Origin of the sequence: Bacteroides sp. HF-162, from assembly GCF_015679285.1 — a bacterium.
In the GTDB taxonomy this organism is placed as follows: Bacteria; Bacteroidota; Bacteroidia; order Bacteroidales; family Bacteroidaceae; genus Bacteroides; species Bacteroides uniformis.
This window is the reverse complement of sequence record NZ_CP064937.1, coordinates 4014285-4039537: the sequence shown is the minus strand read 5'-3', so window position 1 is coordinate 4039537 and position 25253 is coordinate 4014285. Positions and strand designations below refer to the sequence as shown.

Below are 25253 nucleotides of genomic sequence, written 5' to 3'. Positions count from 1 at the left end.
CTTACTGATTCACCATTCATTCACTCTGAATAATGAGTGATGCAAGGTGCTTCAATCTGTTATCTAAGTCAAGTTACCATAAATAAAAAACTCCTGCAACCACAAGGATTACAGGAGCTTATCTATATTAAGTAACTTAAATTACTTGCTCAAGGCAGTAGCCACGTCAACCGCACAAGCCACTGTACATCCTACCATCGGGTTGTTACCGATACCGAGGAATCCCATCATTTCCACGTGAGCAGGAACTGATGAAGAACCAGCGAATTGAGCGTCTGAGTGCATACGACCCATAGTGTCTGTCATACCGTAAGAAGCCGGTCCGGCAGCCATGTTGTCCGGGTGCAGAGTACGACCAGTACCACCACCGGATGCTACTGAGAAGTACGGCTTACCAGCCAATACGCGTTCTTTCTTATAAGTACCTGCAACCGGGTGTTGGAAGCGGGTCGGATTCGTAGAGTTACCAGTGATGGATACATCCACACCCTCTTTCCACATGATAGCCACACCTTCGCGAACATCGTCTGCACCATAGCATTTTACTTTGGCACGGGGACCGTCGCTGTATGCGATTTCACGAACTACTTTCAGTTCACCTGTATAGTAATCGAATTGAGTCTGAACGTATGTAAAGCCGTTGATACGAGAGATAATCTGTGCAGCGTCCTTGCCGAGACCGTTCAGGATGCAACGCAGAGGTTCTTTACGTACCTTGTCAGCTTTAGCGGCAATCTTGATAGCACCTTCGGCAGCAGCGAATGACTCGTGACCTGCCAAGAAAGCGAAACATTTGGTTTCTTCGCGCAGCAACATGGCTGCCAAGTTACCATGACCGATACCAACCTTGCGGTCGTCAGCTACAGAACCCGGAATACAAAATGCCTGCAGACCGATACCGATAGCTTCAGCAGCTTCAGCAGCGTTCTTGCAGCCCTTCTTAATGGCGATGGCGCAACCTACAACGTATGCCCATTTTGCATTTTCGAAACAGATGGGCTGAGTTTCTTCACAAGTCTTATAAGGATCGAGACCATGAGCTTCGCAGATAGCATTGGCTTCTTCGATGTCTTTGATACCGTTTGCGTTCAATGCGGCAAGAATCTGCTTGATACGACGGTCTTGGCTTTCAAATTTTACTTCTCTAATCATATGTCTTTCCTCCTTATATTATTCGTGACGTGGGTCAATGTGTTTAACTGCACCTTGCTCTTCAGTGAAGCGGCCGTATGTACCGGTAACTTTCTTCAATGCTTCATTGGCGTCTGTACCTTTCTTGATTTCATCCATAAACTTGCCCAGATGAACAAATTCGTAACCGCAGATTTCGTCGTTCTTGTCCAAAGCGATAGTCTTGATGTAACCTTCTGCCATTTCCAGGTAACGAGAACCCTTAGCCAACGTTCCGTACAATGTGCCTACCTGGCTGCGCAGACCTTTGCCCAAGTCTTCCAAGCCAGCTCCAATCATCAAACCGCCTTCCGAGAAAGCAGATTGGGTACGACCATAAACGATTTGCAGGAAGAGTTCGCGCATAGCTGTGTTGATAGCGTCACAAACGAGGTCAGTGTTCAATGCTTCGAGGATAGTCTTTCCCGGGAGGATTTCTGATGCCATAGCAGCAGAGTGAGTCATACCGGAGCAACCGATAGTCTCAACCAAAGCTTCCTGGATAACGCCTTCCTTTACATTGAGGGTTAATTTACATGCACCTTGCTGAGGAGCACACCAGCCGATGCCGTGTGTCAGACCAGAGATGTCAACAATTTCTTTAGCTTTTACCCATTTACCTTCTTCGGGAATAGGAGCCGGTCCGTGGTTAGGACCTTTCTTCACAACACACATGTGTTCCACTTCGTGTGAATAAGTCATAATTAGCTCTTTTTTAAGTGATATAATTTAAAAAAAACGTAGTCTACTTTTATTAGTCGGGTGCAAAGTTAGTTGTTTTCCCCGTTTCTGCCAACTGTTCAATTTGACTTTTTTCTATAATAATGTGAAATTGTAGTTCGGCGGATGTTTTTCAGACTTTTGCTTTGTACGCCCGAAAGCAGATTTTGAAAAATGAGTTTGCGTTATCCGCTGTCATCCTGCGGCTGAAATGTTATGCCGGAACTTAGGATTAATTTGTTGGGAAAGTGCCTGCAACTGTCCTCAAACTCCCTACTTATTATTCTTACTACACTTGTGTTCCTTTCTTACAACAGCTGTGTCGTTTTCTTACAACGGCTGTGTTGTTTTCTTACAACAGCTGTGGTAAGAATAATAGGTGCCGATTCCGTACTTAGTTTTCAGGGAGTATGCGGCTAGTTTTTGGACGTTTTCCTCTTAGATATGCTGAATCTGCTTGCAGCAGAACAGAATTGGTCCTTATGATTCCTTTTTTCGCAATTCATTTCTTACCTTTGCCACCCGATTCAATCAATGAGAAACAAATAAGATTCAGACTATGATAGAAGTTACAGATGTGGCATTGCGCCAGGCTGCCGGCGAAGGGATGGATGCGTTTATCGGCGTATTCACCGATGCTTATAAAAAAGAAATAGGCGGAGAAATGACTGCCGAGACGATGCCTTTGCTTACCGGTGAACAGCATTCATTGTTGGCCTATCAGATATTCCGTGATGAAGTGATGGAGGGAGGCTTCTGCCAACTGATTCAAAATGGTTATGGCGGTTATATTTTCGACAATCCGTTTGCCAAAGTGATGCGTTTGTGGAGAGTGGGCGATTTGAGTAAGTTGGTTTATGCTGCCAAGAAAGTATACGATAGCCATCGTGATGACTTGGAACGTGAACGTACAGACGAGGAGTTTATGGCAATGTACGAGCAATATGAGGCTTTCGATGAGCTGGAAGATGAATTTTTGGAAAAAGAGGAGGAATATACAGCTTTGGTTGCTGGCTATGTGGATGAACATTTGGAGCTGTTTGCCAAGATTGTGTAGGTGTGGATTAACTGATGTAAATGTTAAATGTTACTGTGATATGCAGTATTTAGATTAATCTTTCATTTAATCTTAAAAACAATGAAAAAACGAGGAGAGTACTATATTACTCAATTCTTTTATCTAAATTTGCAAACTCTAATATTTATAGAAAAAAAGATGAAACAATTAAAATTCTTGGTGGTTGCCTTGACATTGTTGATGGGCATTTCGTTTACTTCGTGTTTGAATTCGGATAGTGACCCTTACAATTATGGAGGGGGTATGGTTAAAGTTCAGAACTATATGGGTGTTTATTCTTTTAAAGGTGAGAACGGTGTAACTATAACTCCAACATCTGCCTCAATTTCGGCTTTAGAGGCCAATGGCTTTAAAATGTCTGATATGAGCGATAAGGTAGCACAGATATATTATCGTTGGGATCCTACTCAAGTAGATATACCTGCTGATGAGAAAGATGTTAAGGGGGTTGAATTGTACTCTATTGAATCATTAGATAATACAGTGGAAATAGTTGAACAAAAGGGAGTCGCTGCAAATGATTCCATCAGTAAATCCAATAATGCTGCTATCATTTCGTTAGGATATGATGCTGGTGGTATAAAATATGCTCCTAAGTTTTTCTATGACGATCATACGCTTCTACTTCCGATAAATTATTATATTACTAATAAAAGGCATTTTTTGACGTTAGTGTATTACCCGAATGAGGATAATGGAACAACTTTAAGATTATATTTGGGCCATAATTCTAATGGTGATTCGACATCCACTAATAGCACATCTTACACATTGACTGCAAATACTGGCGGTTATTATGGGGTGGGATTGTTCTATAAAGTATATGATTTAAGAAAGGTTTTTGAACGTTACAAACGTCAGACATCCACTTCTGAAAATCCGACTACTATTGAAATTGTTACGAAAGTAAATTCATATTCACTGAAGTTGGACGATTCTCAAACTAAGGAAGAAGTGTATACTGTTACAAAGGGAGAAACTGAAAAATAAGATATTGAATTACAAAGATTTATTTCATATAGCAATACTACTGATTTCCTCTCCGGCTCGTGCCTGGGAGGAAATTAGTTTAGAGGATAGGCGAAAAGTGTTTGCTGCTTTTGTCTATCCTATGATTGGTTTATGCGGGTTGTCCGTTTTCATCGGTTCTTTGATGAAGATGGGATGGGATGGGCCGCAAAGCTTTCAATATGCCATGACACAATGCTGTGCGGTGGCTGTATCCTTGTTCGGAGGATATTTTTTGGCAGCCTATCTCATCAATGGGCTGCGTGTCCGCATGTTTATGCTGGACAGTGATGTCCCTTTGGCGCAACAGTTTGCAGGTTATGCACTGGTTGTGGTATTCATGCTGAAGATTGTTATCGGCATATTGCCGAATTTCGGCATTATGGCTCTGTTGCTCCAATTCTATATTGTATATGTAGTGTGGGAAGGAAGCAAAAAGGTGATGCAGATAGAAGAAAAATACCGTTTGCGTTTCACCATTCTGTCTTCTATTTTGTTAATAGCTTGTCCGGTGGTCATTGAATGGATATTCAATAAGCTGACGGTAGTGCTAAACTGATAAATGTTATGAAACAAGCTCCTGTAAATATAAAGAATAAGCGTGCTACGTTCGACTACGAACTGACGGACACCTATACGGCTGGCATTGTGCTTACGGGCACAGAAATCAAGTCCATCCGGTTGGGGAAAGCAAGCTTGGTCGATACGTTCTGTTACTTTGCCAACGGCGAATTGTGGGTGAAGAACATGCATGTGGCCGAATACTTCTATGGTTCGTACAACAATCACAATGCACGCAGGGAGCGCAAGCTTTTGTTGAATAAGAAGGAACTTGAAAAACTGATGCGCGGTACGAAAGATCCGGGTTTCACCATTGTTCCCGTGCGCTTGTTTATCAATGAAAAAGGGCTGGCCAAACTTGTGGTGGCACTTGCCAAAGGTAAGAAGCAATATGATAAGCGCGAATCACTGAAGGAAAAAGATGACAAACGCGATATGGCGCGTATGTTTAAAAGATAATAATTTAATGTGCCAATGTGGTAATGTGCCAATGTGCTAATTGGCTGCGCAATAGAAAACGCAGTTGTGCCGCAGGGTCATTAGCACATTGGCACATTCATCATATTAGCACATTAATACAATATGAGTAAACTTGGTAGTTTGGTGCGTGAGCGCATCCTTATTCTGGATGGTGCAATGGGCACCATGATACAGCAATACAACTTGACAGAGGAAGATTTTCGGGATGAACGCTTCTCGCAGATTCCCGGACAGATGAAAGGTAACAATGACCTGCTTTGTCTGACACGCCCCGATGTGATACAAGACATTCACCGCAAGTATCTGGCGGCAGGTGCAGATATTATCGAAACAAATACATTCAGTTCCACCCGCGTCAGTATGGCCGATTATCATGTGCAGGACTATGTGCGTGAGATGAATCTTGCCGCAGTGCGCCTGGCACGCAAAGTGGCAGATGAGTTTACTTCTCTTACTCCCGACAAACCCCGTTTTGTGGCAGGCTCCGTAGGACCGACGAACAAGACCTGCTCTATGAGTCCCGATGTGAACAATCCGGCCTTTCGTGCCTTGAGCTACGATGAACTGGCCGATGCCTACCGTGAGCAGATGGAAGCATTGCTCGAAGGTGGTGTGGATGCTTTGCTGATAGAAACCATTTTTGATACGCTGAATGCCAAGGCTGCTATTTTTGCCGCCGGGCAGGCGATGGAAACTGTAGGAGTTTATGTACCCTTGATGCTCTCTGTGACTGTTTCTGATATTGGAGGGCGTACTCTGTCGGGACAAACTTTGGATGCTTTTCTCGCCTCCGTGCAGCATGCCGATATTTTTTCCGTTGGGCTGAACTGCTCCTTTGGTGCCCGCCAGCTGAAACCTTTCCTGAAGCAGCTTGCTGCCCGTGCACCTTATTATATCAGCGCTTATCCCAACGCCGGACTGCCCAACAGCTTGGGCACATACGACCAGACTCCTGCCGATATGGCACATGAAGTAAAAGAGTATATCCATGAGGGATTGGTGAATATTATCGGTGGTTGTTGCGGAACGACAGATGCCTACATTGCCGAGTACTCCTCGCTGATTGCCGGTGCAACGCCCCATCAGCCGGCTCCCCGGCCGGAAAATCTTTGGCTTTCCGGGCTTGAACTTCTGGAAGTGAAGCCGGAAAATAACTTCGTGAATGTGGGTGAACGCTGCAATGTGGCGGGTTCGCGCAAATTCTTGCGTCTGATTAATGAAAAGAAATATGACGAGGCGCTCAGCATTGCTCGCCAGCAGGTGGAAGACGGTGCGCAGGTCATCGATATAAATATGGACGACGGACTGCTGGATGCCCAAGCGGAGATGACGACTTTCCTCCATCTGATAGCTTCGGAACCGGAGATTGCCCGTGTTCCCGTCATGATAGACTCCTCTAAGTGGGAAGTGATTGTGGCCGGATTGAAATGCCTGCAAGGCAAGTCCATCGTCAACTCCATCTCCTTGAAGGAGGGGGAAGATAAGTTCCTGGAGCATGCGCGTACCATCAAGCAATATGGTGCGGCAGCCGTGGTGATGGCTTTTGATGAAAAAGGGCAGGCAGACACGTACGAACGTAAGATTGAGGTCTGCGAACGGGCATACCGTCTTTTGGTGGACAAGACTGGTTTCAATCCCCATGATATAATTTTCGACCCGAATGTACTTGCCGTGGCAACCGGTATGGACGAGCACAACAATTATGCTGTAGACTTTATCCGTGCCACCGGATGGATACGCAAGAATCTGCCCGGTGCGCATGTTAGTGGAGGAGTGAGTAACCTTTCCTTCTCTTTCCGCGGCAATAATTACATTCGCGAGGCAATGCATGCCGTATTCCTTTACTATGCCATCCGCGAGGGCATGGATATGGGTATCGTCAATCCGGCTACCTCCGTTCTTTATACCGATATTCCCGCTGATATATTGGAGCGCATAGAGGATGTGGTCTTGAACCGTCGTCCCGATGCTGCCGAGCGCTTGATAGAAACTGCCGAACGCTTGAAAGCGGAAGCAGAGGCGGCAAAAGCTTCCGGAGGAGAGCGGCAGGCTGCCGCTCATTCCCAACTTGCCTGGAGAGAGGGGACTTCTGTGGAAGAACGGTTGAAATACGCCTTGACAAAGGGTATTGGCGATTATTTGGAAGAAGACCTTGCTGAAGCGTTGAAGCTGTATCCCAAAGCTGTTTCTATTATTGAAGGTCCGTTGATGGCGGGCATGAATCATGTTGGCGACTTGTTTGGGGCAGGTAAAATGTTCCTGCCGCAAGTAGTGAAGACGGCACGCACCATGAAGAAAGCGGTTGCCATTCTTCAGCCCGTAATCGAGTCGGAGAAAGAAGAAGGTGCAACTGCTGCCGGGAAGGTGCTGCTGGCTACGGTAAAAGGCGATGTGCACGATATTGGCAAGAATATAGTCTCGGTAGTAATGGCATGCAACGGCTACGAAATAATAGACCTTGGCGTCATGGTGCCTGCCGAAACCATTGTGCAACGTGCCGTGGAGGAAAAAGTAGACATGATAGGATTGAGTGGTTTGATAACCCCTTCGCTGGATGAAATGGTGCATGTAGCCATTGAGCTGGAAAAGGCAGGTCTGGACATTCCTCTGCTGATAGGTGGTGCCACGACTTCACCGCTTCACACTGCTCTGAAGATTGCTCCGGTCTATCATGCTCCCGTAATCTATCTGAAGGACGCTTCACAGAATGCTACAGTAGCAGCCAAACTGATGAACCCTAAGACAAAGGAGGAATTGGAAGAAGAACTGAATGAGAAGTATCGGCAGTTGTGCGAAAAGAACCGGGAGAAACAAGTGACAACCGTTTCCCTGAAAGAAGCGAGAAAGAACAAACTGAATCTGTTTTAAGAAGGAAGGAAAATAAGGATTAGGGATTAAGGATTAGGGGTTAACGAATTGCGCATAATATTAGGAATATATGCCGCAGGAATGTTAATCCCTAATCCTTAATCCTTATTCTTTATCTTCTTCTTGTATTGCTCGAAACGTGACGTAATATCCCTTACGAAGTTATAAGTTTCGATGCCACGGAAATAGCCGTTTTTGCAGACGGGGTCGGTGAAGTATTCCTCATTGCTTTTTAGCAGGATGAAGTTTTCTACATTATCACGCCAGACATATTTGTTTTTGCCGTATTTTTCGGCCAGTGCCATGGCATCCAGCACATGGCCGATACCAGAATTATAAGATGCCAGCACAAAGTTGATGCGTTCTTCCTGGGGTATCTTGGAAAAACTTTTGGCTGTGGCGCCTATGTATTTCACGGCAGCCTTTATGCTCTCTTCAGGGTTCTGTTCCTTTCCTTCGGGTAGCCCCATAGCCCTGGCTGTGGCAGGCATCAGTTGCATCAGCCCCCTGGCACCCGCCCAAGATACGGCAGTGGAGTCGAAGTTGGATTCTGTATACGCCAGAGACGCCAGCAGACGCCAGTCCCAGTCTATTTCGGGAGCATATTTCTTGAACAAATCATCGTAATGGGAAATTTTTCCTTCGCGCAGGGAGAGGATAGGAGAGTGGGGAATGGCCTTGCCGATTTCAAAATATCGTTTCATACTTGCCGTATAGGCAGGTGAAGTCATATTCTCCTCATGCCATTTGTTGGCGGCGGCTGCCAGTTGCGGACAGTCTTTCCGGACTGCCCACGATGCACGCTGGTCAAAGCTGATGGAGAGTCCGATATTCAGGTTAGGGTAATAGGTGGTATTAAGCTGTGCCACGTCATTGTCTGCTACGGTATAGGGGATTTTTCCTTGTGCCACCTGGGTGATGAGGTCTTCTGCACTGATACTGTCGTTGGTCACTTTATGGATGTGGATACCTCCTCCGAGCTCTTCGTCCAGATTGACCAGCCGTTCATAATATTTTCCGGGCTTCACATATACATCTTTCCCGATGAGTTCCGTTACGTCTTTCAGTGGTTTGGTGCGTCCGCCGTTACGTTGCACGATGACTTGGTGCGTGATGACCTCTTCACCGCAATAAATCAGACTGTCTTTCCATTCTTTAGTGATAGGCAGGTTGTAGGCAATGAGGTCTCCTTTGCCTGCTAATAACTTCTCTATGAGTTCGTGCACATTCCGGGCTACCTCTATTTTCAGCTTTACTCCCAGGCTCTTGGCAAACTGCTCGCTTAGCTCATATTGGAATCCCATATCCTGGCCACGGTAGATGAAGTAGGAAGTGGAGCTGTACAGAGTCAATACAACCAGTTCTCCGCTGTCCTTTATCTGTTGCAGGTCATCCGCTTCTTCTTTTTCGGCAGGATGTCCTCCACGGCATCCTGCGATACAGCACAACAACAGTAAGATAATTGAGACGGGAGAATTGATAATGGATGATTTATGTTTGGCGAGAGAAAATAAACTGTTCATATCTCATAGATTTAGTGTGTTCTTAATCCTCCATTATCAATTCTCCATTACAAATTAACTTCCCAAGTGCTTCTTGATATACATGGTCAATATATCGATGGCTACCTGGTTGTTTCCGCCTTCCGGTACAATGAGGTCTGCATATCGTTTGCAGGGCTCTATGAATTGCTGGTGCATGGGTTTTAGTATGCGTGTATAGCGTTCCATAACGGCTTCTGCCGTGCGTCCGCGTTCCACTACATCACGCTGGATTACACGAATCAGGCGTTCGTCGGGGTCAGCGTCTACAAATATCTTGAGGTCCATCATGCTTCGCAGTTTCTTGTCGCACAAGGCAAGGATACCTTCTATGATGATGACTTCCCGGGGGGCGATATGGATGGTTTCGGGCTGGCGTGTACACGTCAGGTATGAGTAGGTGGGCTGTTCTATGCTTTTTCCTTCACGCAGCATGGCGACATGTCTGGAAAGAAGGCTCCACTCAAAAGCGTCGGGGTGGTCGAAGTTGATGTTCTGCCGTTCTTCCACGGGCACATGGCTACTGTCCTTGTAGTAAGAGTCTTGTGGCAATAATACCACTTCACCAGCCGGTAGGCTTTCGATAATTTTACGTACGACGGTGGTCTTTCCTGAGCCGGTTCCACCTGCAATTCCTATTATTAACATCCGTTTAAGTGTATATTTGAAACAAAACCAGTATTTTTGCAGTTGTTAAAACAGCCGCTTAGGCTGACAAATATAGTGATAAATCATTTAAATGGCAAAGTTATGGTAAAGCACATTGTATTATTTAAGTTAAAAGATGAGGCACCGGCTGACGAAAAGTTGGCTGCAATGAACAGTTTCAAGGCAGCTATCGAAGCGCTTCCGGCTAAAATATCCGTTATCCGCAAGATTGAAGTCGGGCTGAATATCAATCCAGCCGAGGCTTGGAGTATTGCTCTTTACAGTGAGTTCGATACGTTGGATGACGTGAAATACTATGCCACCCATCCCGACCACGTGGCTGCCGGCAAGCTTATCGCTGCTGTGAAAGAGAGCCGTGCCTGCGTGGACTACGAGATAACTGAAAATTGAAAATTAAAAATTAAATCAGAGAACATGAAGAAATTATTGTTCCCTTTATTTCTGTTGCTTTTCGCTGTGGCAGTGCAGGCACAGATACAAGACCCTGTCAAGTTCAAGTCTGAACTGAAGACTTTGGCTGCCGATGAAGCGGAGGTCGTTTTTACGGCTGCTATTGACAAGGGCTGGCATGTCTATTCCACCGACTTGGGCGATGGCGGTCCTATCTCGGCGACTTTTAATGTGGAGAAAATCTCCGGAGCGGAAGTGGTTGGCAAACTGAAGCCTGTAGGCAAGGAAATCTCTACTTTCGATAAGTTGTTCGAAATGAAGGTACGCTATTTTGAAAATACGGCCCAATTTGTGCAGAAGCTAAAATTGACGGGTGGTGCCTATCGGCTGGAAGGATATTTGGAGTATGGCGCTTGCAACGATGAAAATTGTCTGCCGCCCACACAAGTGGCTTTCCAATTCTCCGGTAAGGCAGAAGGGGCTGCCAAAGAAGCTGCTGCGGCTACGGCTGAAATGAAAGCCGAAACACAGTCCGCAGAGCAGGAGACTGCCGCCGATACGGTTTCTGTGGCTGCTATTGGCGGTGCGGACGGGCCGACGGGAATCAATGTGACGGACAAGGTGGACCTTTGGAAGCCAGTCATCAATGAATTGCAATCTTTGGGCGAAACTACTTCGCAGGAAGATATGTCTTGGATTTATATCTTTATTACCGGATTTGCCGGCGGACTGTTAGCGCTCTTCACCCCTTGTGTATGGCCCATCATCCCGATGACTGTCAGCTTCTTCCTGAAGCGTAGCAAGGATAAGAAGAAAGGCATCCGTGATGCATGGACGTATGGTGCTTCCATCGTAGTGATTTATGTGACGCTCGGGCTGGCCATTACGCTGATTTTCGGAGCCAGCGCACTGAACGCACTCTCTACGAATGCAGTATTCAATATTCTTTTCTGCTTGATGCTGGTTGTGTTTGCGGCTTCCTTCTTCGGAGCGTTCGAAATAACGTTGCCCTCCAAATGGAGTACGGCTGTAGACAGTAAAGCCGAGGCGACAAGTGGTTTGCTCAGTATCTTCTTGATGGCGTTTACCTTGTCGCTGGTATCTTTCTCCTGCACGGGACCTATTATCGGATTCCTGCTGGTTCAGGTTTCCACGACGGGTAGTGTGGTGGCTCCCGCTATTGGCATGCTGGGCTTTGCCATTGCATTGGCATTGCCTTTCACGCTGTTTGCCTTATTCCCGTCCTGGTTGAAGTCCATGCCCAAATCCGGTGGATGGATGAATATCATCAAGGTGACGCTTGGCTTCCTGGAGCTGGCTTTTGCCCTGAAGTTCCTTTCGGTAGCCGATTTAGCTTACGGTTGGCGCATCCTCGACCGTGAAACGTTCCTTGCTTTGTGGATTGTACTTTTTGCACTGCTTGGTTTCTACTTGCTGGGCAAAATCAAGTTCCCGCACGATGATGACGATTCAAAGGTTAGTGTGCCCTGTTTCTTTATGGCGTTGGCCTCACTGGCATTTGCAGTATATATGATTCCCGGTTTGTGGGGAGCTCCGCTGAAAGCTGTCAGTGCTTTTGCGCCGCCCATGCAGACGCAAGATTTCAATCTTTACAATAATGAAGTGCATGCCAAGTTCGATGATTATGACCTCGGTATGGAGTATGCCCGTCAGCATGGCAAGCCCGTGATGCTCGACTTCACCGGTTATGGTTGCGTGAACTGCCGTAAGATGGAGCTTGCCGTATGGACAAACCCTAAGGTGAGTGACATTATCAACAACGACTATGTGCTTATCACGCTTTACGTCGACAACAAGACACCGCTTCCTTCTCCCGTGAAGATTGTGGAGAACGGCACGGAACGTACGCTGCGTACCGTAGGCGACAAGTGGAGTTATCTGCAGCGTGTCAAGTTCGGTGCCAATGCGCAGCCCTTCTATGTGTTGATTGACAACGAAGGTAAGCCGCTTAACAAGTCTTACTCCTACGACGAAGATATACCTAAGTATATCGAATTTCTGCAGACCGGACTGGAGAATTATAAGAAAGAGAAATAAATAGAATCGGAAAAAGGATGCTTGTAAAAAGGCATCCTTTTTTCACTAAATCCCCTTTTTGTATGAAACACATTATAGACATTGATGCTTGGGAACGTCGGGATAACTACGGCTTTTTCCGCAGTTTTGTAAATTCCTGGTATTCCGTCACTACAGAGATTGACTGCACGGAAGCCAGTGCTGCAGCCCGGGCTGCAAAGCGCTCCTTTTTCCTTTATTATCTGTATGCTGTGGTGCGTTCGGCTAATGAAGTCGATGAACTCCGTTACCGTACCGACAAGGAAGGCCGGGTTGTTTTTCACGACCGGGTGGACATCATTTCTCCGATAGCTGTTCCCGGAAAGACATTCTATACCGTGCGCATTCCCTACCACGAAGACTTTGAGCGTTTCTATGCCGAAGCTTACGCCTTGATAACAAACATACCCGAGGACGGTGACCCTTATGGAGCCGAAAAGATTCTTGCCGGGCAAGGCGATTACGATGTGGTCCATCTGAGTGCAGTTCCCAAAATGTATTTCACCTCGATAACCTATACACTTGCCGAAGCAGGCAACGGTTGCAGTTATCCGTTGATGACTGCCGGCAAGGCTGTATCCCGTGAAGGTCGTCTGGTATTTCCTCTTTCCATCTATGTGAACCATGCTTTTGTCGACGGTTCTCATCTGACCTCCTTCTTCGGAAAGGTGGAGGAGTATTTGAAAGAGATTTCACATAAATGAATCCCCCAAAATAAATAATCTATGAAACGCTTATAAGGGTGTTTTTTCATGCTACAAATATATATATGATGCCATACATATATGGCAACTTTGAGTTGTTTTTTGTATCTTGGTTTCTGTTTTTTAAGTATCATTGAAAAATCGGAAATGTGCAGACAAGATTTGTAGTATTACAGAATTGTTACAGAATTTATCCTTACCTTTGACACTTTAACAGAATAAGCGTATGGTAAGTAATATATCTTCATGCACGAAAGTACTTGTTTTGCCGATAGTTCTATGGGGTGTTTCGTCTTTTTCCCTGCGGGCGCAGGAGAAGGATTTTGCCACTTGGGCGAATGCCGGTTTCGAATATAAGTTGAAGCCGGCACTTACTGTTTCCGGTGGGCTGGAGTGGCGTACAAAGGATGATTTGGGAAAGACAGACCGGTGGGGGCTGAAGGTGGGGGGAAGCTATAAGCTGTTGCCTTTCCTGAAGCTTGGAGCCGGGTATGAGACGCATTACCGCAATCGGGGGGCGGATGGCTGGAAGTTCCGGCACCGCTACCGTTTGGAAGGCACTCTGTCTGCCCGTGTGCAAAGGGTGAAACTGTCCTTGCGTGAGCGCTTTCAGCATACGTTCGATGGACATACGGACGAGTTGCGTTTGCGCTCACGTGCGAAGGTGGCATATGACATTCCGAAGTGCAAGGTGGAGCCGTATGCTTCGGCCGAGATGTATAATGGTTTGAATAGGACAGAGCACTTCGGAGTAAAGCGGATGCGTTATCGCGGGGGTATTACGTTGCCCTTGTCCGAGCGCTGGGAGGTGGACATCTTCTATTGCAGGCAATGGGAGAAGGATAAGCGGAAGGATATAGTAGGGGTGGAGTGTGTTTATAGCTTTTGAGGGGAGATGAGGGCTGAAAGCCTTTTTTTACTTTTTGTTCTTCCGGTACTCCTTTTTCAGATAAAAGTTGAATCCGGCATATATTTGGAGGGTGCCGAACCCGTTGTTCAGGGAGAAACTGTTTTTGTAGTAGTCGTATGTCCGTCCTACGAATGAGGTACCCACGAAGTATTTGCTGTTGTTGTATACCACACCTGCACGCAGAATGAAGTCGATATTGAAATTCTTGTACCAGTCGTCCGCTTCCCGCTCTTCTGTCTTCTCTATGCGTGATGTCTTGTAGGCGACAGCCGGATTGAACGATAGGCATGCGAGGCAGTTGCGGGCAAACACCCAATTGTAGGCATAGCCGGCGTTGAGGCTGATATTCGTGTATTTGATATGTTTCACCTTCATACCCGGATTCATGGCTCTCTGAATTATTTTGGGCAGCTTGGTATAGTCGAAGTTCAGATTGTGGGTGGATACGGAGAATCCGGCAATAAAAGAACCTGCATTGCGGCGCTGGTTGGTGGACTGGCTGAAGGCAGCCGGATAGGAGAAACGTCGGTTGTTGAAAATGTAATATAGATTCAACCCCTTCATTTTTACTTTCAATCCGTTGAAGTCTTCGGAATAATTGGAGGGAATCTCGTCGGAAAAGCCGGATACCTTGTGTATCTTATAGTCGTTTCCGGTGCTGCGATAGAAAATGTCGACTCCCAGTTTGGAACTGTAAAGACTGAGATCAAACTCCGTACCGCGCTTTTTCTTGCTTTTCTTTCCGTAGAGCCAGTCCGTATCGACAGCCCATCCCAGGAATATCCAACGCCATCCGAAGTAAGCGCCTATCTTGTTGTGCGGGTTGGGCGAAAAACGGAGCCGCTGACCGTCATTGCCCACGGAGTAATACTCGTAATTGGTGAAATGGTCGAGCATCAGGGCGTAATTGTATCGGTTGGGACTGATATAGGTAGTGTCGAAGTCACTGAAGTCGAGGAATTTCTTCAATGCTTTTACGAAGGTATTTTTATGTACGATGCTGTCGCATGTGACGGAACCGTTCTCCTTGTTTTGCGCAAACAATGAGAATGTAAATAGTATCCATAAGCAGAAAAAGACCCCTTTTTGCATCTTGTTGTTCTCTCTCATTTATACAAAGCTAAATAAAATAACCGGTTTAGAACAGCATCCCACTAATTTTTCGATGAAAAAGGCATTAATAATTTGTAGTTTTCAATCGGAATGACTAATATTGAACGTTTTATTGAGAGAATATATGAATCAGAGCCAGATAAAAAAGAAGAATACGATATGAAGAAGATTATCAATCCGTGGAAAGATATGGAGGGGTACAACTGTTTCGGTTGCTCTCCCGACAATGAAGCAGGTGTGAGAATGGAGTTTTATGAGGACGGTGACGAGGTGGTGAGTATCTGGAAGCCGCGTCCGGAGTATCAGGGATGGCTGAATACGTTGCATGGAGGCATCCAGTCCGTATTGCTGGATGAAATCTGCGGTTGGGTAGTGTTCCGCAAGCTGCAGACTGGCGGGGTGACATCGAAAATGGAGACTCGGTTCCGCAAATCCATATCGACCAACGACACGCATGTGGTGCTGCGGGCTTCACTTCGGGAGCAAAAGCGGAATATCGCCATCATAGAAGCACGTCTGTACAATAGCATGGGAGAACTTTGTACGGAAGCTACCTGCACTTACTTCACCTTCCCGAAAGAGAAAGCGGAAACGGAAATGCATTTCCATAGCTGCGAAGTGGAGCAGGAGGAAATATTGCCGTTGATTTGATTGTTTTACCACAGATTACACAGATTTGCACAGATTGAAATAAAAATAATCTGTGCAAATCTGTGTAATCTGTGGTGAAGTAAGATGAATTTGAAAGAAAAAATAAACTTTTTGTGATAAATCTTTTGAAGTTTCAAACTTTTAGTTTACTTTTGTCGCATTAAAACCAAAAAAATATGAAGAATATTGTTGCACATCATCACCATCATCATCCTGACGAATAACTCGGTGGGCGTATGAGTGTATATGTACAACAAATGACATAAATGACGAGGCTTGCCGAATATTGGTAAGCCTCGTTTTATTTTCTGCCATCTCATTCAAAATAGTAAATCGTAAAATAGTAAATAGCCTTATGTTAAGAATTGCAGTACAAGCTAAAGGTCGTCTTTATGACGAGACCATGTCATTTTTGGGAGAATCGGATATTAAGTTGAGTGCCATGAAGCGTTCGTTGTTGGTGCAGTCGTCAAACTTTCCTCTTGAAGTGTTGTTTTTGAGGGATGACGACATTCCGCAGTCTGTGGCTACTGGAGTGGCTGATATAGGCATTGTGGGTGAGAATGAATTTGTTGAGAAGAATGAGGATGCGGAGATAATCAAGCGTCTGGGATTCAGCAAGTGCCGTCTGTCTCTTGCCATGCCGAAGGATATTGAGTATCCGGGGGTGAAGTGGTTTCATGGAAAGAAGATTGCGACATCTTATCCGGGCATCCTTTCCGGCTTTTTGAAAGAGAATGGGGTGAATGCGGAGATACACGTCATTACGGGGTCAGTAGAAGTGGCGCCGGGCATCGGTCTGGCAGATGCTATTTTCGATATTGTAAGTTCCGGTTCTACGCTGGTGAGCAACCGTTTGAAGGAAGTGGAGGTTGTGATGAAGTCCGAAGCGCTACTGATTGGCAACAAGAACATGAGCGAGGAAAAGCAAGAGATATTGAGGGAGCTGTTGTTTCGTATGGATGCCGTGAAGACAGCCGAAGATAAGAAATATGTGCTGATGAATGCCCCGAAAGAGAAACTGGATGAGATTGTCTCTGTACTTCCGGGCATGAAGAGCCCCACGGTGATGCCTTTGGCGCAAGAAGGCTGGTGCTCGGTACATACCGTACTCGACGAGAAATGTTTCTGGGAGATAATCGGAAAGCTGAAAGCATTGGGGGCGGAAGGCATTCTGGTGCTGCCGATTGAGAAAATGATAATTTAAAGCCTCGACACACCTCCAAGAATATCATGGCTTATGCATAAATCTTTAAAAACATGTCATTATGATATTGATTAGTAATCCCGATAAATTCCAGTGGCAAGAGATTCTGAAACGTCCGGTGATGAATACGGAGAATCTGTTTGATACGGTGCGGAGCGTTATTGACCGTGTGAAGTCGGAGGGAGACCGCGCTGTACTGGATTATGAAAAAAAATTTGATAAAGTGGTGCTGACCTCGCTGGCAGTGTCGGAGGAGGAACAGCAGGAAGCGGAAAATCTGGTGAGTGAAGACTTGAAAGCGGCTATTTGCCTGGCGAAGCAGAACATCGAGACTTTCCACGCTGCACAACGCTTTGAGGGCAGGAAAGTGCAGACCCAGCCGGGGGTGACCTGCTGGCAGAAAGCGGTTGCCATAGAAAAAGTGGGATTGTATATCCCCGGAGGAACGGCTCCGCTGTTCTCTACGGTACTGATGCTGGCTGTTCCCGCCAAGATTGCCGGATGCAAGGAGATTGTTCTTTGCACCCCTCCGGGACGTGACGGAAAGGTACATCCTGCTGTGTTGTTTGCTGCAAAAGTGGCAGGCGTCAATCGGATTTTCAAGGCTGGAGGCATACAAGCCATTGCTGCTATGGCACACGGAACGGAAAGTGTGCCTAAGGTTTATAAGATATTTGGTCCGGGAAACCAATACGTCACGGCCGCCAAGCAGCTTGTGAGCTTGCGTGATGTGGCGATAGATATGCCGGCAGGACCTTCGGAAGTAGAAGTTCTGGCTGACGAAACAGCTAATCCGGTTTTTGTCGCCGCCGACTTATTGAGCCAGGCAGAACACGGAGTGGACAGTCAAGCTATATTAATTACGACCTCTGTCGAATTGCAACAAGCTGTAAAGGTGGAAGTGGAACGCCAACTGGCCTTACTGCCACGTAAAGAGATTGCCGAAAAGTCTCTTGCCAATAGCAAACTGATTGTAGTGGACAGCATGGAAGAAGCCATCGAACTGACCAACGCGTATGCTCCCGAACATCTTATCATAGAAACCGAGGATTATCTTTCTGTGGCAGAACGTATCGTGAATGTCGGTTCTGTATTCTTGGGTTCTCTTACTCCGGAGAGTGCGGGAGATTATGCTTCGGGCACAAACCATACCTTGCCGACAAACGGCTATGCTAAAGCATACAGCGGTGTCAGCCTCGACAGCTTTATCCGCAAGATAACTTTTCAGGAGATAAAGCCGGAAGGATTGAATATCATCGGCCCTGCCATTGAGCTGATGGCTGCCAATGAACAGCTGGATGCGCATAAGAATGCTGTGAGTGTGAGACTGGGGCAGTTGGAAAATGGAAATGAAAATTGAAAGTTGAAAATTGAGAGTTGATGGCTTAAAGTAATTTTAATCGTAAATTGTCAAATCATAAATAACATGGTGAAAACATTACAAGAACTTACCCGTCCGAATATCTGGCGTCTGAAGCCTTATTCTTCAGCACGAGATGAATATAATGGTGCTGCGGCATCCGTTTTTCTCGATGCAAACGAGAATCCTTATAACATGCCGCACAACCGTTATCCCGACCCCATGCAGCGGGAGTTAAAGACTGAATTGTCTAAAATTAAAAAGGTGAGTCCCGATTCCATCTTCTTAGGGAATGGCAGTGATGAAGCTATCGATTTGGTGTTCCGTGCTTTTTGTGAACCCCGTGTGGACAATGTAGTGGCCATCGACCCTACTTACGGCATGTATCAAGTCTGTGCCGACGTTAATGATGTGGAGTACCGCAAAGTGCTGCTCGATGAGGATTTCCAGTTCTCTGCCGACAAGCTTCTGGCTGCTGCGGATGAGCATACCAAACTGATTTTTATCTGTTCTCCCAACAATCCTACCGGCAATGACCTGCTCCGTAGCGAAATTGAAACGCTGATTCGCCGGTTTGATGGGTTGGTGATACTGGACGAGGCATACAATGACTTCTCCGAGGCACCTTCCTTCCTTGAAAATTTGAATCAATATCCGAATCTCATTGTGCTGCAAACCTTTTCCAAAGCATGGGGATGTGCTGCTATCCGTCTAGGTATGGCATTTGCCTCACCGGAGATTATCGGCATCCTCAGTAAGATAAAATATCCCTATAACGTGAACCAGTTGACACAGAAGCAGGCAGTGGAAATGCTTCACCGCTATTATGAAATAGAACGTTGGGTGAAGACACTGAAAGAAGAACGGGAGAACCTGGAAGCCGAGTTCGCCGCACTGCCATGTACGGTGAAGATGTTCCCTTCTCATGCCAATTTCTTCCTGGCCCGTGTGACGGATGCTGCGAAGATTTACAATTATCTGGTAGGTAAGGGTATCATTGTCCGCAACCGTAACTCCGTGTCACTCTGCGGAAATTGCTTGCGGGTGACGGTAGGAACGAGAGGGGAGAATGAAAAATTGATTGAAGCGTTGAAAGTTTTTACGATTTGAGTATTTAGCATTTATGAAGAAGAAAGTACTTTTTATAGACCGTGACGGGACTTTAGTCATTGAGCCGCCCATTGATTATCAGCTGGACTCCCTGGAGAAGCTGGAGTTCTATCCGAAAGTGATGCGTAATCTTGGCTTCATCCGCAGCAAGCTGGATTTTGATTTTGTGATGGTGACCAATCAAGACGGGCTCGGCACAACTTCCTTTCCAGAAGAGACCTTTTGGCCGACACACAACCTGATGATGAAGACATTGGAAGGCGAAGGCATCACCTTCGACGACATCTGCATAGACCGCAGCATGCCCGATGACAATGCACCAACCCGTAAGCCGCGTACCGGAATGCTTACCAAATACCTTGATAACCCGGACTACGATTTGTCCCACAGTTTCGTCATCGGTGACCGGCCTACGGATGTGGAGTTGGCAAAGAATTTGGGATGCCGCGCCATTCTTCTGCAAGATGATATGGCTTTATTGAAACCCATCTCCGAAGGTGGCAGTGCCGCTTGTGACGGACTTAAAGATTACTGCGCTCTCGCCACCAAGGATTGGGATAAGGTGGCCGAATTCCTCTTTGCCGGTGAGCGTACAGCGGAAGTACGTCGCACTACCAAGGAGACAGATATATATGTATCTTTGAATCTGGATGGCGACGGGTATTGTGACATCGTGACCGGACTGGGCTTCTTCGACCACATGTTGGAACAGATAGGCAAGCACGGTGGTATGGACCTTACCATCCATGTGAAAGGTGACCTTGAAGTGGACGAGCATCACACCATCGAAGATACTGCCCTTGCCCTGGGCGACTGCCTTTATCAAGCCTTAGGAAGCAAGCGAGGCATTGAACGCTACGGCTATGCTCTTCCTATGGACGATTGTCTTTGCCAGGTGTGTCTCGATTTTGGCGGACGTCCGTGGCTTGTATGGGATACCGAGTTCAAGCGCGAGAAGGTAGGAGACATGCCTACGGAAATGTTCCTGCACTTCTTTAAATCCTTGAGCGATGCTGCCCGGATGAATCTCAATGTAAAAGCCGAAGGACAGAACGAACATCATAAGATAGAGGGCATCTTCAAGGCGCTGGCACGTGCGCTGAAGATGGCGGTGAAGAGGGATATTTATCACTTTGGGCTGCCAAGCTCGAAAGGAGTGTTGTAAAAAGGAAATAGAGGATGAATTGTTCCTCCACCTTATTAAACTTTTCACTATCTTTGTCAACAAAAAGGTATACAGACGAAGAATTATGTCACACTTAGCTCCCCTTATAGCTGATTTAGCTTTGATATTGATTTGTGCGGGGATTATGACCCTGCTTTTTAAGAAGTTGAAGCAACCATTGGTATTAGGATATGTAGTTGCAGGATTCCTTGCCAGCCCTCACATGGCCTATACACCGTCGGTGATGGATACGGCTAATATACAGACCTGGGCAGATATAGGTGTTATCTTCCTGCTGTTTGCACTGGGATTGGAATTCAGCTTCAAGAAGATTGTGAAGGTGGGAGGGGCAGCGATTATTGCTGCGTGTACCATCATCTTTTGTATGATATTGTTGGGTGTGGCGGTAGGTACCGGTTTCGGCTGGAAACGGATGGACTGCATATTTCTGGGCGGTATGATTGCCATGTCGTCCACCACCATTATCTATAAGGCGTTTGATGATTTGGGGATGCGCAAGAAGCAGTTCACGGGTCTGGTGCTCAGTGTGCTTATTCTGGAGGATATTCTTGCCATCGTATTGATGGTGATGCTCTCCACGATGGCAGTCAGCCATAACTTTGAGGGTACGGAGATGCTGGAGAGTATTGCCAAACTGCTGTTCTTCCTGATACTTTGGTTCGTGGTGGGTATTTACCTCATCCCCGGATTGCTGAAGCGGTGCCGGAGGTTGATGAGCGAGGAAACTTTGCTGATAGTCTCTCTTGGACTCTGTTTCGGTATGGTGGTGATGGCTGCGCATACGGGATTTTCGGCTGCTTTCGGTGCATTTATCATGGGCTCCATTCTTGCCGAAACGGTAGAGGCGGAGAGCATAGAGCGCCTGGTGAAGCCGGTCAAGGACTTGTTTGGCGCCATCTTTTTCGTATCGGTCGGCATGATGGTAGACCCGGCTATGATTGTGGAGTATGCGGGACCTATTGTCGTGATTACTTTGGCGGTCATTTTCGGACAATCCCTCTTCGGGACGCTGGGGGTGCTGCTGGCGGGGCAACCGCTGAAGACGGCCATGCAGTGCGGTTTCAGTCTGACGCAAATCGGTGAGTTTGCTTTTATTATAGCTTCGCTGGGCGTGTCGCTGCATGTCACCAGCCATTTTTTGTATCCTATTGTGGTGGCGGTGTCTGTCATCACTACTTTCCTTACTCCTTATATGATTCGTTTGGCAGAGCCCGCTTCCAATCTTGTGGATACACATTTGCCGGAAAAATGGAGAAAGTTCTTGACCCGCTATGCTTCAGGTTCGCAGACCATGAACCATGAAAGTCTGTGGAAGAAACTGATATTTGCACTGGTCAGGATTACGGTTGTATATTCCATCATTTGCGTGGCGGTGATAGCTTTGGCGTTCCGTTTTCTGGTGCCTTTCGTGCACGACAGTCTGCCCGGGGTATGGGGCTCTTTGTTGGCTGCCTTTATCATCATTCTGTGTATAGCTCCGTTTCTGCGTGCTATCATGATTAAAAAGAATCACTCGGAAGAGTTTGTGACTTTATGGAAGGATAACCGTGGAAATCGGGCGCCGTTAGTGGCTACCATTGTATTGCGCCTGCTGTTGGGTGTTTCGTTTGTCATGTTCGTTATAGCCGGTTTATTCAAGATGTCTGTGGGACTGGTATTTGGGGTGGCGGTGTTGCTGGTGACTTTAATGATACTTTCCCGTCAGTTGAAGAAGCAGTCCATAATGATAGAAAGGACATTCTTCCAGAATCTGCGGTACCGCGACATGCGTGCCGAGTATATGGGAGAGAAGAAACCGGAGTATGCGGGGCGTCTGCTGTCACGCGACTTGCACCTGACAGATTTTGAGATTCCCGGCGAATCGGAATGGGCAGGCAGGACATTGGCAGAGCTGAATTTTGGAAAGAAATACGGTATCCATGTGGTCTCTATCCTTCGGGGCAAGAAACGGATTAATATTCCTGGAGCGTCTGTCCGTCTTTTTCCGCAGGACAAGATACAAGTAATTGCTACGGATGAGGAATTGAGCATTTTCGGTCAGGAGATGGATAAGGTGTCTGCCATGAATGCGGATGTGATAGAGAAGAGTGAAATGATTCTACGCCAATTCTGTGTGGACGGGCAGTCTCCTTTCCTGAACAAGACCTTGAAAGAAGCAGGGATACGCGAGAAATATCACTGTCTGATTGCCGGTGTGGAGCGGGGAGGGGAGACCTTGCATGCTCCCGACCCGCATGAACCTTTTGTAGAGGGAGATGTGGTATGGATTGTAGGCGAGAGTGTCGATGTGTACAAACTGGTCGGCCGAAAATGCGAAGGTTTCGACATGGGGTAAGATTTACCCCATGAACGCTAATCAGAGTTTGTTCAGTATTTTGTCCATTACCCAGTTGGTAAGAGTGGCGCTTTCACCGTCACAGCTGCAGACTGACTTGCCTAGCAGGTGGTCTACCACTGCCTGGATAAGCGGTTGCTGGACGTAAGTGGGATTTTCAACAATGATTTCCTCACGCCCTCTTTCTGTGTGCAGCGCAATGGGGTCATAGGTGAACACGGAGAAACAAATCATGCCTTTGTCTCCAATGATTTCTATACGATCTTCGCGGGCAGATTCGTGGGCGACGAAACACCAGGAGCCGCTGCCCACCAGTCCGCTGTCAAACTGGAAACATGCGCTTAGGGTGTCCTCGGCTGGATATAGTCCGCCACGGTTGCTCTTGTAGCCGCTGGCTTCAAGGATACATCCGAAGATTTCCTGCAACAAATCTATCTGGTGGGGTGCAAGGTCATAGAAGTATCCTCCACCGGCAATATCCGGTTGCACGCGCCACGGTAGGTTTTCCTTGTTATGGTCGAGGTCGCGGGGAGGCTGGGCGAATCGGATTTGAATGTTGATGATGTTGCCAATATGTCCTTCCTCTACCAGTGACTTTACCTTTAGGAAGTAGGGCAGATAGCGGCGGTAATACGCAACAAAACATGGAACACCCGTTTCTTTGGAAATGCGGTTGATGCGGCAGCACTCTTCGTAGGTAACAGCCATCGGCTTCTCTATGTAGACCGGTTTACCTGCCTTCATGGACATGATGGCGTACGTAGCATGTGAAGAAGGAGGAGTGGCAATGTACACGGCGTTCACCTCTTCGTCGTCAATCAGCTCCTGGGCATCGTCGTACCATTTGGGAATCCCTCTTTCCTTGGCGTAGGTCTTGGCCTTGTCACCATTTCGACTCATGACGGCCACAACTTCGGAGTTCTCTATTTTCTGAAATGCCGGTCCGCTTTTGTATTTGGTTACTTCTCCGCAACCGATGAATCCCCATTTAATTATTCTCTCGCTCATAATCTTTCCCTTATTTTACTCTTCCTCGAAATCGAATTCAAAGTCGAAATCATCCAGAAATTCCGGTTCTGTAAATTCTTCCAGACTCCGGCGGTCTTTTTTCGTTGGCCGTCCAGTACCTTTGGCACGGTTGACGAAACCGCTGACACGGCTCATTTCCAGCAGTTCATACTGTTCCGGAGCCGTTACATTCTCCATCATTTCAGCTACTAACTTTGCGCCGACACGCTTTTCAATGGGTTGCAGTACTTTGAAGGAATAGGTGACGGGGGGCTTGCGCACTTGGATGACGTCTCCCGGTTTCACCGTACGGGCAGCCTTTGCCAGTGCGCCATTGATGCTGATGCGCCCTTTTTTGCAGGCTTCGGCAGCTATGGTACGTGTTTTGAAGATGCGTACAGCCCACATCCATTTGTCAATTCTGGCTTCGTTCATTTCTTGTTATATTGATTCATGGTGATATCTATTCCCGCCAGACAGAAACTTTTGATGATTTCTCCGGCTGTTTCCAATCTCTCGCCCATTGTTTTCCAATCTTCATCGGTAAAATGTCCCAGCACATAGTCAATCTGTCCGCCACGGGGAAAGTCATTGCCGATTCCAAAACGCAGGCGTGCATAGTTCTGGGTGCCCAGCGTTGCTGCAATATGCTTAAGGCCGTTATGTCCCGCATCGCTTCCCTTACCTTTCAGGCGCAGTGTACCGAAAGGCAGTGCAAGGTCATCTACCACTACCAACACATTCTCCAATGGAATGTTTTCCTTTTGCATCCAGTAGCGTACGGCGTTACCGCTGAGGTTCATGAAGGTGGAAGGCTTCAGTAGTAATAGTTGGCGTCCCTTGACTGACAGCGTTGTGGTGAAGCCATAACGTCCGTCGGTAAAAGTGGCACCTGCTGCTTTTGCCAGAGTATCTACTACCATGAATCCGATGTTGTGACGGGTTTCGTGATATTCGGGGCCGATATTGCCCAATCCTACAATTAAATATTTCATTGTCAGTGCTTCAAGTCTATTCTCTTTCTCCTTTCAGAGGAGAAAGAGCAGTAAGAAAAAGAACGCGGATTATCGCAACTTTCCGCGGAAATCAGTATGAAATCTGCGTTGGC

At 46.7% G+C, this 25253-nt stretch carries 23 protein-coding genes; 15 read left to right on the top strand and 8 right to left on the bottom strand.

Features of this window, described 5'->3' with window-relative positions; all coding sequences use genetic code 11:
* Positions 1-141 precede the first annotated feature (141 nt).
* Together ITJ87_RS17200 and ITJ87_RS17195 are read right to left on the bottom strand one after the other, a co-directional pair.
* Positions 142-1152, bottom strand: a complete 1011-nt coding sequence (locus tag ITJ87_RS17200) for a GGGtGRT protein (protein WP_057089564.1) — start codon at positions 1150-1152, stop codon at positions 142-144.
* 18 nt (positions 1153-1170) lie between these two features.
* Positions 1171-1872, bottom strand: a complete 702-nt coding sequence (locus ITJ87_RS17195) for an iron-sulfur cluster assembly scaffold protein (RefSeq protein WP_005831848.1) — start codon at positions 1870-1872, stop codon at positions 1171-1173.
* A gap of 577 nt (positions 1873-2449) precedes the next feature.
* Between ITJ87_RS17195 and ITJ87_RS17190 the strand changes: the two genes are divergently transcribed.
* From ITJ87_RS17190 to metH, 5 genes are all read left to right on the top strand, one after another.
* Positions 2450-2947 (top strand): DMP19 family protein, encoded by a 498-nt coding sequence (locus tag ITJ87_RS17190; RefSeq protein ID WP_117964215.1) that lies wholly within the window; start codon positions 2450-2452, stop codon positions 2945-2947.
* A gap of 81 nt (positions 2948-3028) precedes the next feature.
* Positions 3029-3958: a hypothetical protein gene (locus ITJ87_RS17185; RefSeq protein WP_118696439.1), complete on the top strand. Its 930-nt coding sequence runs from the start codon at positions 3029-3031 to the stop codon at positions 3956-3958.
* Between the two features lie 4 nt (positions 3959-3962).
* Positions 3963-4535: a Yip1 family protein gene (locus ITJ87_RS17180; RefSeq protein WP_117601624.1), complete on the top strand. Its 573-nt coding sequence runs from the start codon at positions 3963-3965 to the stop codon at positions 4533-4535.
* A gap of 8 nt (positions 4536-4543) precedes the next feature.
* On the top strand, positions 4544-4996 hold the full coding sequence (smpB, locus tag ITJ87_RS17175; RefSeq protein ID WP_005831836.1) for an SsrA-binding protein: 453 nt from the start codon (positions 4544-4546) through the stop codon (positions 4994-4996).
* 123 nt (positions 4997-5119) lie between these two features.
* Positions 5120-7885: a methionine synthase gene (metH, locus tag ITJ87_RS17170; RefSeq protein WP_117964217.1), complete on the top strand. Its 2766-nt coding sequence runs from the start codon at positions 5120-5122 to the stop codon at positions 7883-7885.
* A gap of 98 nt (positions 7886-7983) precedes the next feature.
* Here metH and ITJ87_RS17165 read toward each other — a convergent pair whose 3' ends face one another.
* On the bottom strand, positions 7984-9408 hold the full coding sequence (locus ITJ87_RS17165) for a transglycosylase SLT domain-containing protein (protein ID WP_181980923.1): 1425 nt from the start codon (positions 9406-9408) through the stop codon (positions 7984-7986).
* Positions 9409-9462: 54 nt separating this feature from the next.
* Entirely contained in the window at positions 9463-10074 is a 612-nt protein-coding gene (gene udk, locus ITJ87_RS17160) for a uridine kinase (RefSeq protein WP_022401974.1), read from the bottom strand.
* A 102-nt stretch (positions 10075-10176) separates the two neighbouring features.
* On the opposite strand from udk, the gene ITJ87_RS17155 reads away from it, so the two are divergent.
* The 4 genes from ITJ87_RS17155 to ITJ87_RS17140 all read left to right on the top strand — a co-directional run bounded on the left by ITJ87_RS17155 (position 10177) and on the right by ITJ87_RS17140 (position 14154).
* On the top strand, positions 10177-10485 hold the full coding sequence (locus ITJ87_RS17155; RefSeq protein WP_117964218.1) for a Dabb family protein: 309 nt from the start codon (positions 10177-10179) through the stop codon (positions 10483-10485).
* A 24-nt stretch (positions 10486-10509) separates the two neighbouring features.
* Complete coding sequence (locus ITJ87_RS17150; RefSeq protein ID WP_117964219.1) at positions 10510-12543, top strand: cytochrome c biogenesis protein CcdA; 2034 nt, start codon at positions 10510-10512, stop codon at positions 12541-12543.
* Between the two features lie 62 nt (positions 12544-12605).
* Positions 12606-13265, top strand: a complete 660-nt coding sequence (locus ITJ87_RS17145) for a CatA-like O-acetyltransferase (protein WP_117601618.1) — start codon at positions 12606-12608, stop codon at positions 13263-13265.
* Between the two features lie 226 nt (positions 13266-13491).
* On the top strand, positions 13492-14154 hold the full coding sequence (locus ITJ87_RS17140; RefSeq protein ID WP_117964220.1) for a DUF2490 domain-containing protein: 663 nt from the start codon (positions 13492-13494) through the stop codon (positions 14152-14154).
* 27 nt (positions 14155-14181) lie between these two features.
* Here ITJ87_RS17140 and ITJ87_RS17135 read toward each other — a convergent pair whose 3' ends face one another.
* Positions 14182-15285 carry a DUF4421 domain-containing protein gene (locus tag ITJ87_RS17135; protein WP_370540407.1) on the bottom strand — a complete coding sequence of 368 codons (1104 nt, stop codon included), beginning with the start codon at positions 15283-15285 and terminating at the stop codon, positions 14182-14184.
* A gap of 162 nt (positions 15286-15447) precedes the next feature.
* Between ITJ87_RS17135 and ITJ87_RS17130 the strand changes: the two genes are divergently transcribed.
* The 6 genes from ITJ87_RS17130 (at position 15448) to ITJ87_RS17105 (ending at position 23137) form a co-directional block, all read left to right on the top strand.
* Positions 15448-15939, top strand: a complete 492-nt coding sequence (locus ITJ87_RS17130) for a PaaI family thioesterase (protein ID WP_016272848.1) — start codon at positions 15448-15450, stop codon at positions 15937-15939.
* 355 nt (positions 15940-16294) lie between these two features.
* Positions 16295-17146 (top strand): ATP phosphoribosyltransferase, encoded by an 852-nt coding sequence (gene hisG, locus ITJ87_RS17125; protein WP_044467625.1) that lies wholly within the window; start codon positions 16295-16297, stop codon positions 17144-17146.
* Between the two features lie 61 nt (positions 17147-17207).
* Positions 17208-18506: a histidinol dehydrogenase gene (hisD, locus tag ITJ87_RS17120; RefSeq protein ID WP_117964221.1), complete on the top strand. Its 1299-nt coding sequence runs from the start codon at positions 17208-17210 to the stop codon at positions 18504-18506.
* A gap of 66 nt (positions 18507-18572) precedes the next feature.
* Positions 18573-19616, top strand: coding sequence for a histidinol-phosphate transaminase (gene hisC, locus ITJ87_RS17115; RefSeq protein WP_117601650.1), 1044 nt, complete (start codon positions 18573-18575; stop codon positions 19614-19616).
* Between the two features lie 13 nt (positions 19617-19629).
* Entirely contained in the window at positions 19630-20781 is a 1152-nt protein-coding gene (gene hisB / locus ITJ87_RS17110; protein ID WP_117601649.1) for a bifunctional histidinol-phosphatase/imidazoleglycerol-phosphate dehydratase HisB, read from the top strand.
* Between the two features lie 85 nt (positions 20782-20866).
* A complete protein-coding gene (locus tag ITJ87_RS17105; protein ID WP_117964222.1) occupies positions 20867-23137 on the top strand; it encodes a cation:proton antiporter in 2271 nt (756 codons plus the stop codon).
* A 21-nt stretch (positions 23138-23158) separates the two neighbouring features.
* Here ITJ87_RS17105 and ITJ87_RS17100 read toward each other — a convergent pair whose 3' ends face one another.
* Genes ITJ87_RS17100 through pth form a run of 3 tightly spaced genes read right to left on the bottom strand, consistent with a single transcriptional unit; the run spans position 23159 to position 25140 of the window.
* On the bottom strand, positions 23159-24145 hold the full coding sequence (locus ITJ87_RS17100; RefSeq protein WP_117964223.1) for a Gfo/Idh/MocA family protein: 987 nt from the start codon (positions 24143-24145) through the stop codon (positions 23159-23161).
* Positions 24146-24160: 15 nt separating this feature from the next.
* Positions 24161-24580 carry an RNA-binding S4 domain-containing protein gene (locus tag ITJ87_RS17095; RefSeq protein WP_117601646.1) on the bottom strand — a complete coding sequence of 140 codons (420 nt, stop codon included), beginning with the start codon at positions 24578-24580 and terminating at the stop codon, positions 24161-24163.
* Positions 24577-25140: an aminoacyl-tRNA hydrolase gene (gene pth, locus ITJ87_RS17090; RefSeq protein WP_117964224.1), complete on the bottom strand. Its 564-nt coding sequence runs from the start codon at positions 25138-25140 to the stop codon at positions 24577-24579. Before pth ends, ITJ87_RS17095 begins: the two co-directional genes overlap by 4 nt.
* Between the last annotated feature and the right edge of the window lie 113 nt (positions 25141-25253).

Coding starts and splice junctions, on each gene's coding strand:
- ITJ87_RS17200 (WP_057089564.1), bottom strand. CDS start 1,152: ATGATTAGAGAAGTAAAATTTGAAAGCCAAGACCGTCGTATCAAGCAG.
- ITJ87_RS17195 (WP_005831848.1), bottom strand. CDS start 1,872: ATGACTTATTCACACGAAGTGGAACACATGTGTGTTGTGAAGAAAGGT.
- ITJ87_RS17190 (WP_117964215.1), top strand. CDS start 2,450: ATGATAGAAGTTACAGATGTGGCATTGCGCCAGGCTGCCGGCGAAGGG.
- ITJ87_RS17185 (WP_118696439.1), top strand. CDS start 3,029: ATGAAAAAACGAGGAGAGTACTATATTACTCAATTCTTTTATCTAAAT.
- smpB (WP_005831836.1), top strand. CDS start 4,544: ATGAAACAAGCTCCTGTAAATATAAAGAATAAGCGTGCTACGTTCGAC.
- metH (WP_117964217.1), top strand. CDS start 5,120: ATGAGTAAACTTGGTAGTTTGGTGCGTGAGCGCATCCTTATTCTGGAT.
- ITJ87_RS17165 (WP_181980923.1), bottom strand. CDS start 9,408: ATGAACAGTTTATTTTCTCTCGCCAAACATAAATCATCCATTATCAAT.
- udk (WP_022401974.1), bottom strand. CDS start 10,074: ATGTTAATAATAGGAATTGCAGGTGGAACCGGCTCAGGAAAGACCACC.
- ITJ87_RS17155 (WP_117964218.1), top strand. CDS start 10,177: ATGGTAAAGCACATTGTATTATTTAAGTTAAAAGATGAGGCACCGGCT.
- ITJ87_RS17150 (WP_117964219.1), top strand. CDS start 10,510: ATGAAGAAATTATTGTTCCCTTTATTTCTGTTGCTTTTCGCTGTGGCA.
- ITJ87_RS17145 (WP_117601618.1), top strand. CDS start 12,606: ATGAAACACATTATAGACATTGATGCTTGGGAACGTCGGGATAACTAC.
- ITJ87_RS17140 (WP_117964220.1), top strand. CDS start 13,492: ATGGTAAGTAATATATCTTCATGCACGAAAGTACTTGTTTTGCCGATA.
- ITJ87_RS17135 (WP_370540407.1), bottom strand. CDS start 15,285: ATGAGAGAGAACAACAAGATGCAAAAAGGGGTCTTTTTCTGCTTATGG.
- ITJ87_RS17130 (WP_016272848.1), top strand. CDS start 15,448: ATGAAGAAGATTATCAATCCGTGGAAAGATATGGAGGGGTACAACTGT.
- hisG (WP_044467625.1), top strand. CDS start 16,295: ATGTTAAGAATTGCAGTACAAGCTAAAGGTCGTCTTTATGACGAGACC.
- hisD (WP_117964221.1), top strand. CDS start 17,208: ATGATATTGATTAGTAATCCCGATAAATTCCAGTGGCAAGAGATTCTG.
- hisC (WP_117601650.1), top strand. CDS start 18,573: ATGGTGAAAACATTACAAGAACTTACCCGTCCGAATATCTGGCGTCTG.
- hisB (WP_117601649.1), top strand. CDS start 19,630: ATGAAGAAGAAAGTACTTTTTATAGACCGTGACGGGACTTTAGTCATT.
- ITJ87_RS17105 (WP_117964222.1), top strand. CDS start 20,867: ATGTCACACTTAGCTCCCCTTATAGCTGATTTAGCTTTGATATTGATT.
- ITJ87_RS17100 (WP_117964223.1), bottom strand. CDS start 24,145: ATGAGCGAGAGAATAATTAAATGGGGATTCATCGGTTGCGGAGAAGTA.
- ITJ87_RS17095 (WP_117601646.1), bottom strand. CDS start 24,580: ATGAACGAAGCCAGAATTGACAAATGGATGTGGGCTGTACGCATCTTC.
- pth (WP_117964224.1), bottom strand. CDS start 25,140: ATGAAATATTTAATTGTAGGATTGGGCAATATCGGCCCCGAATATCAC.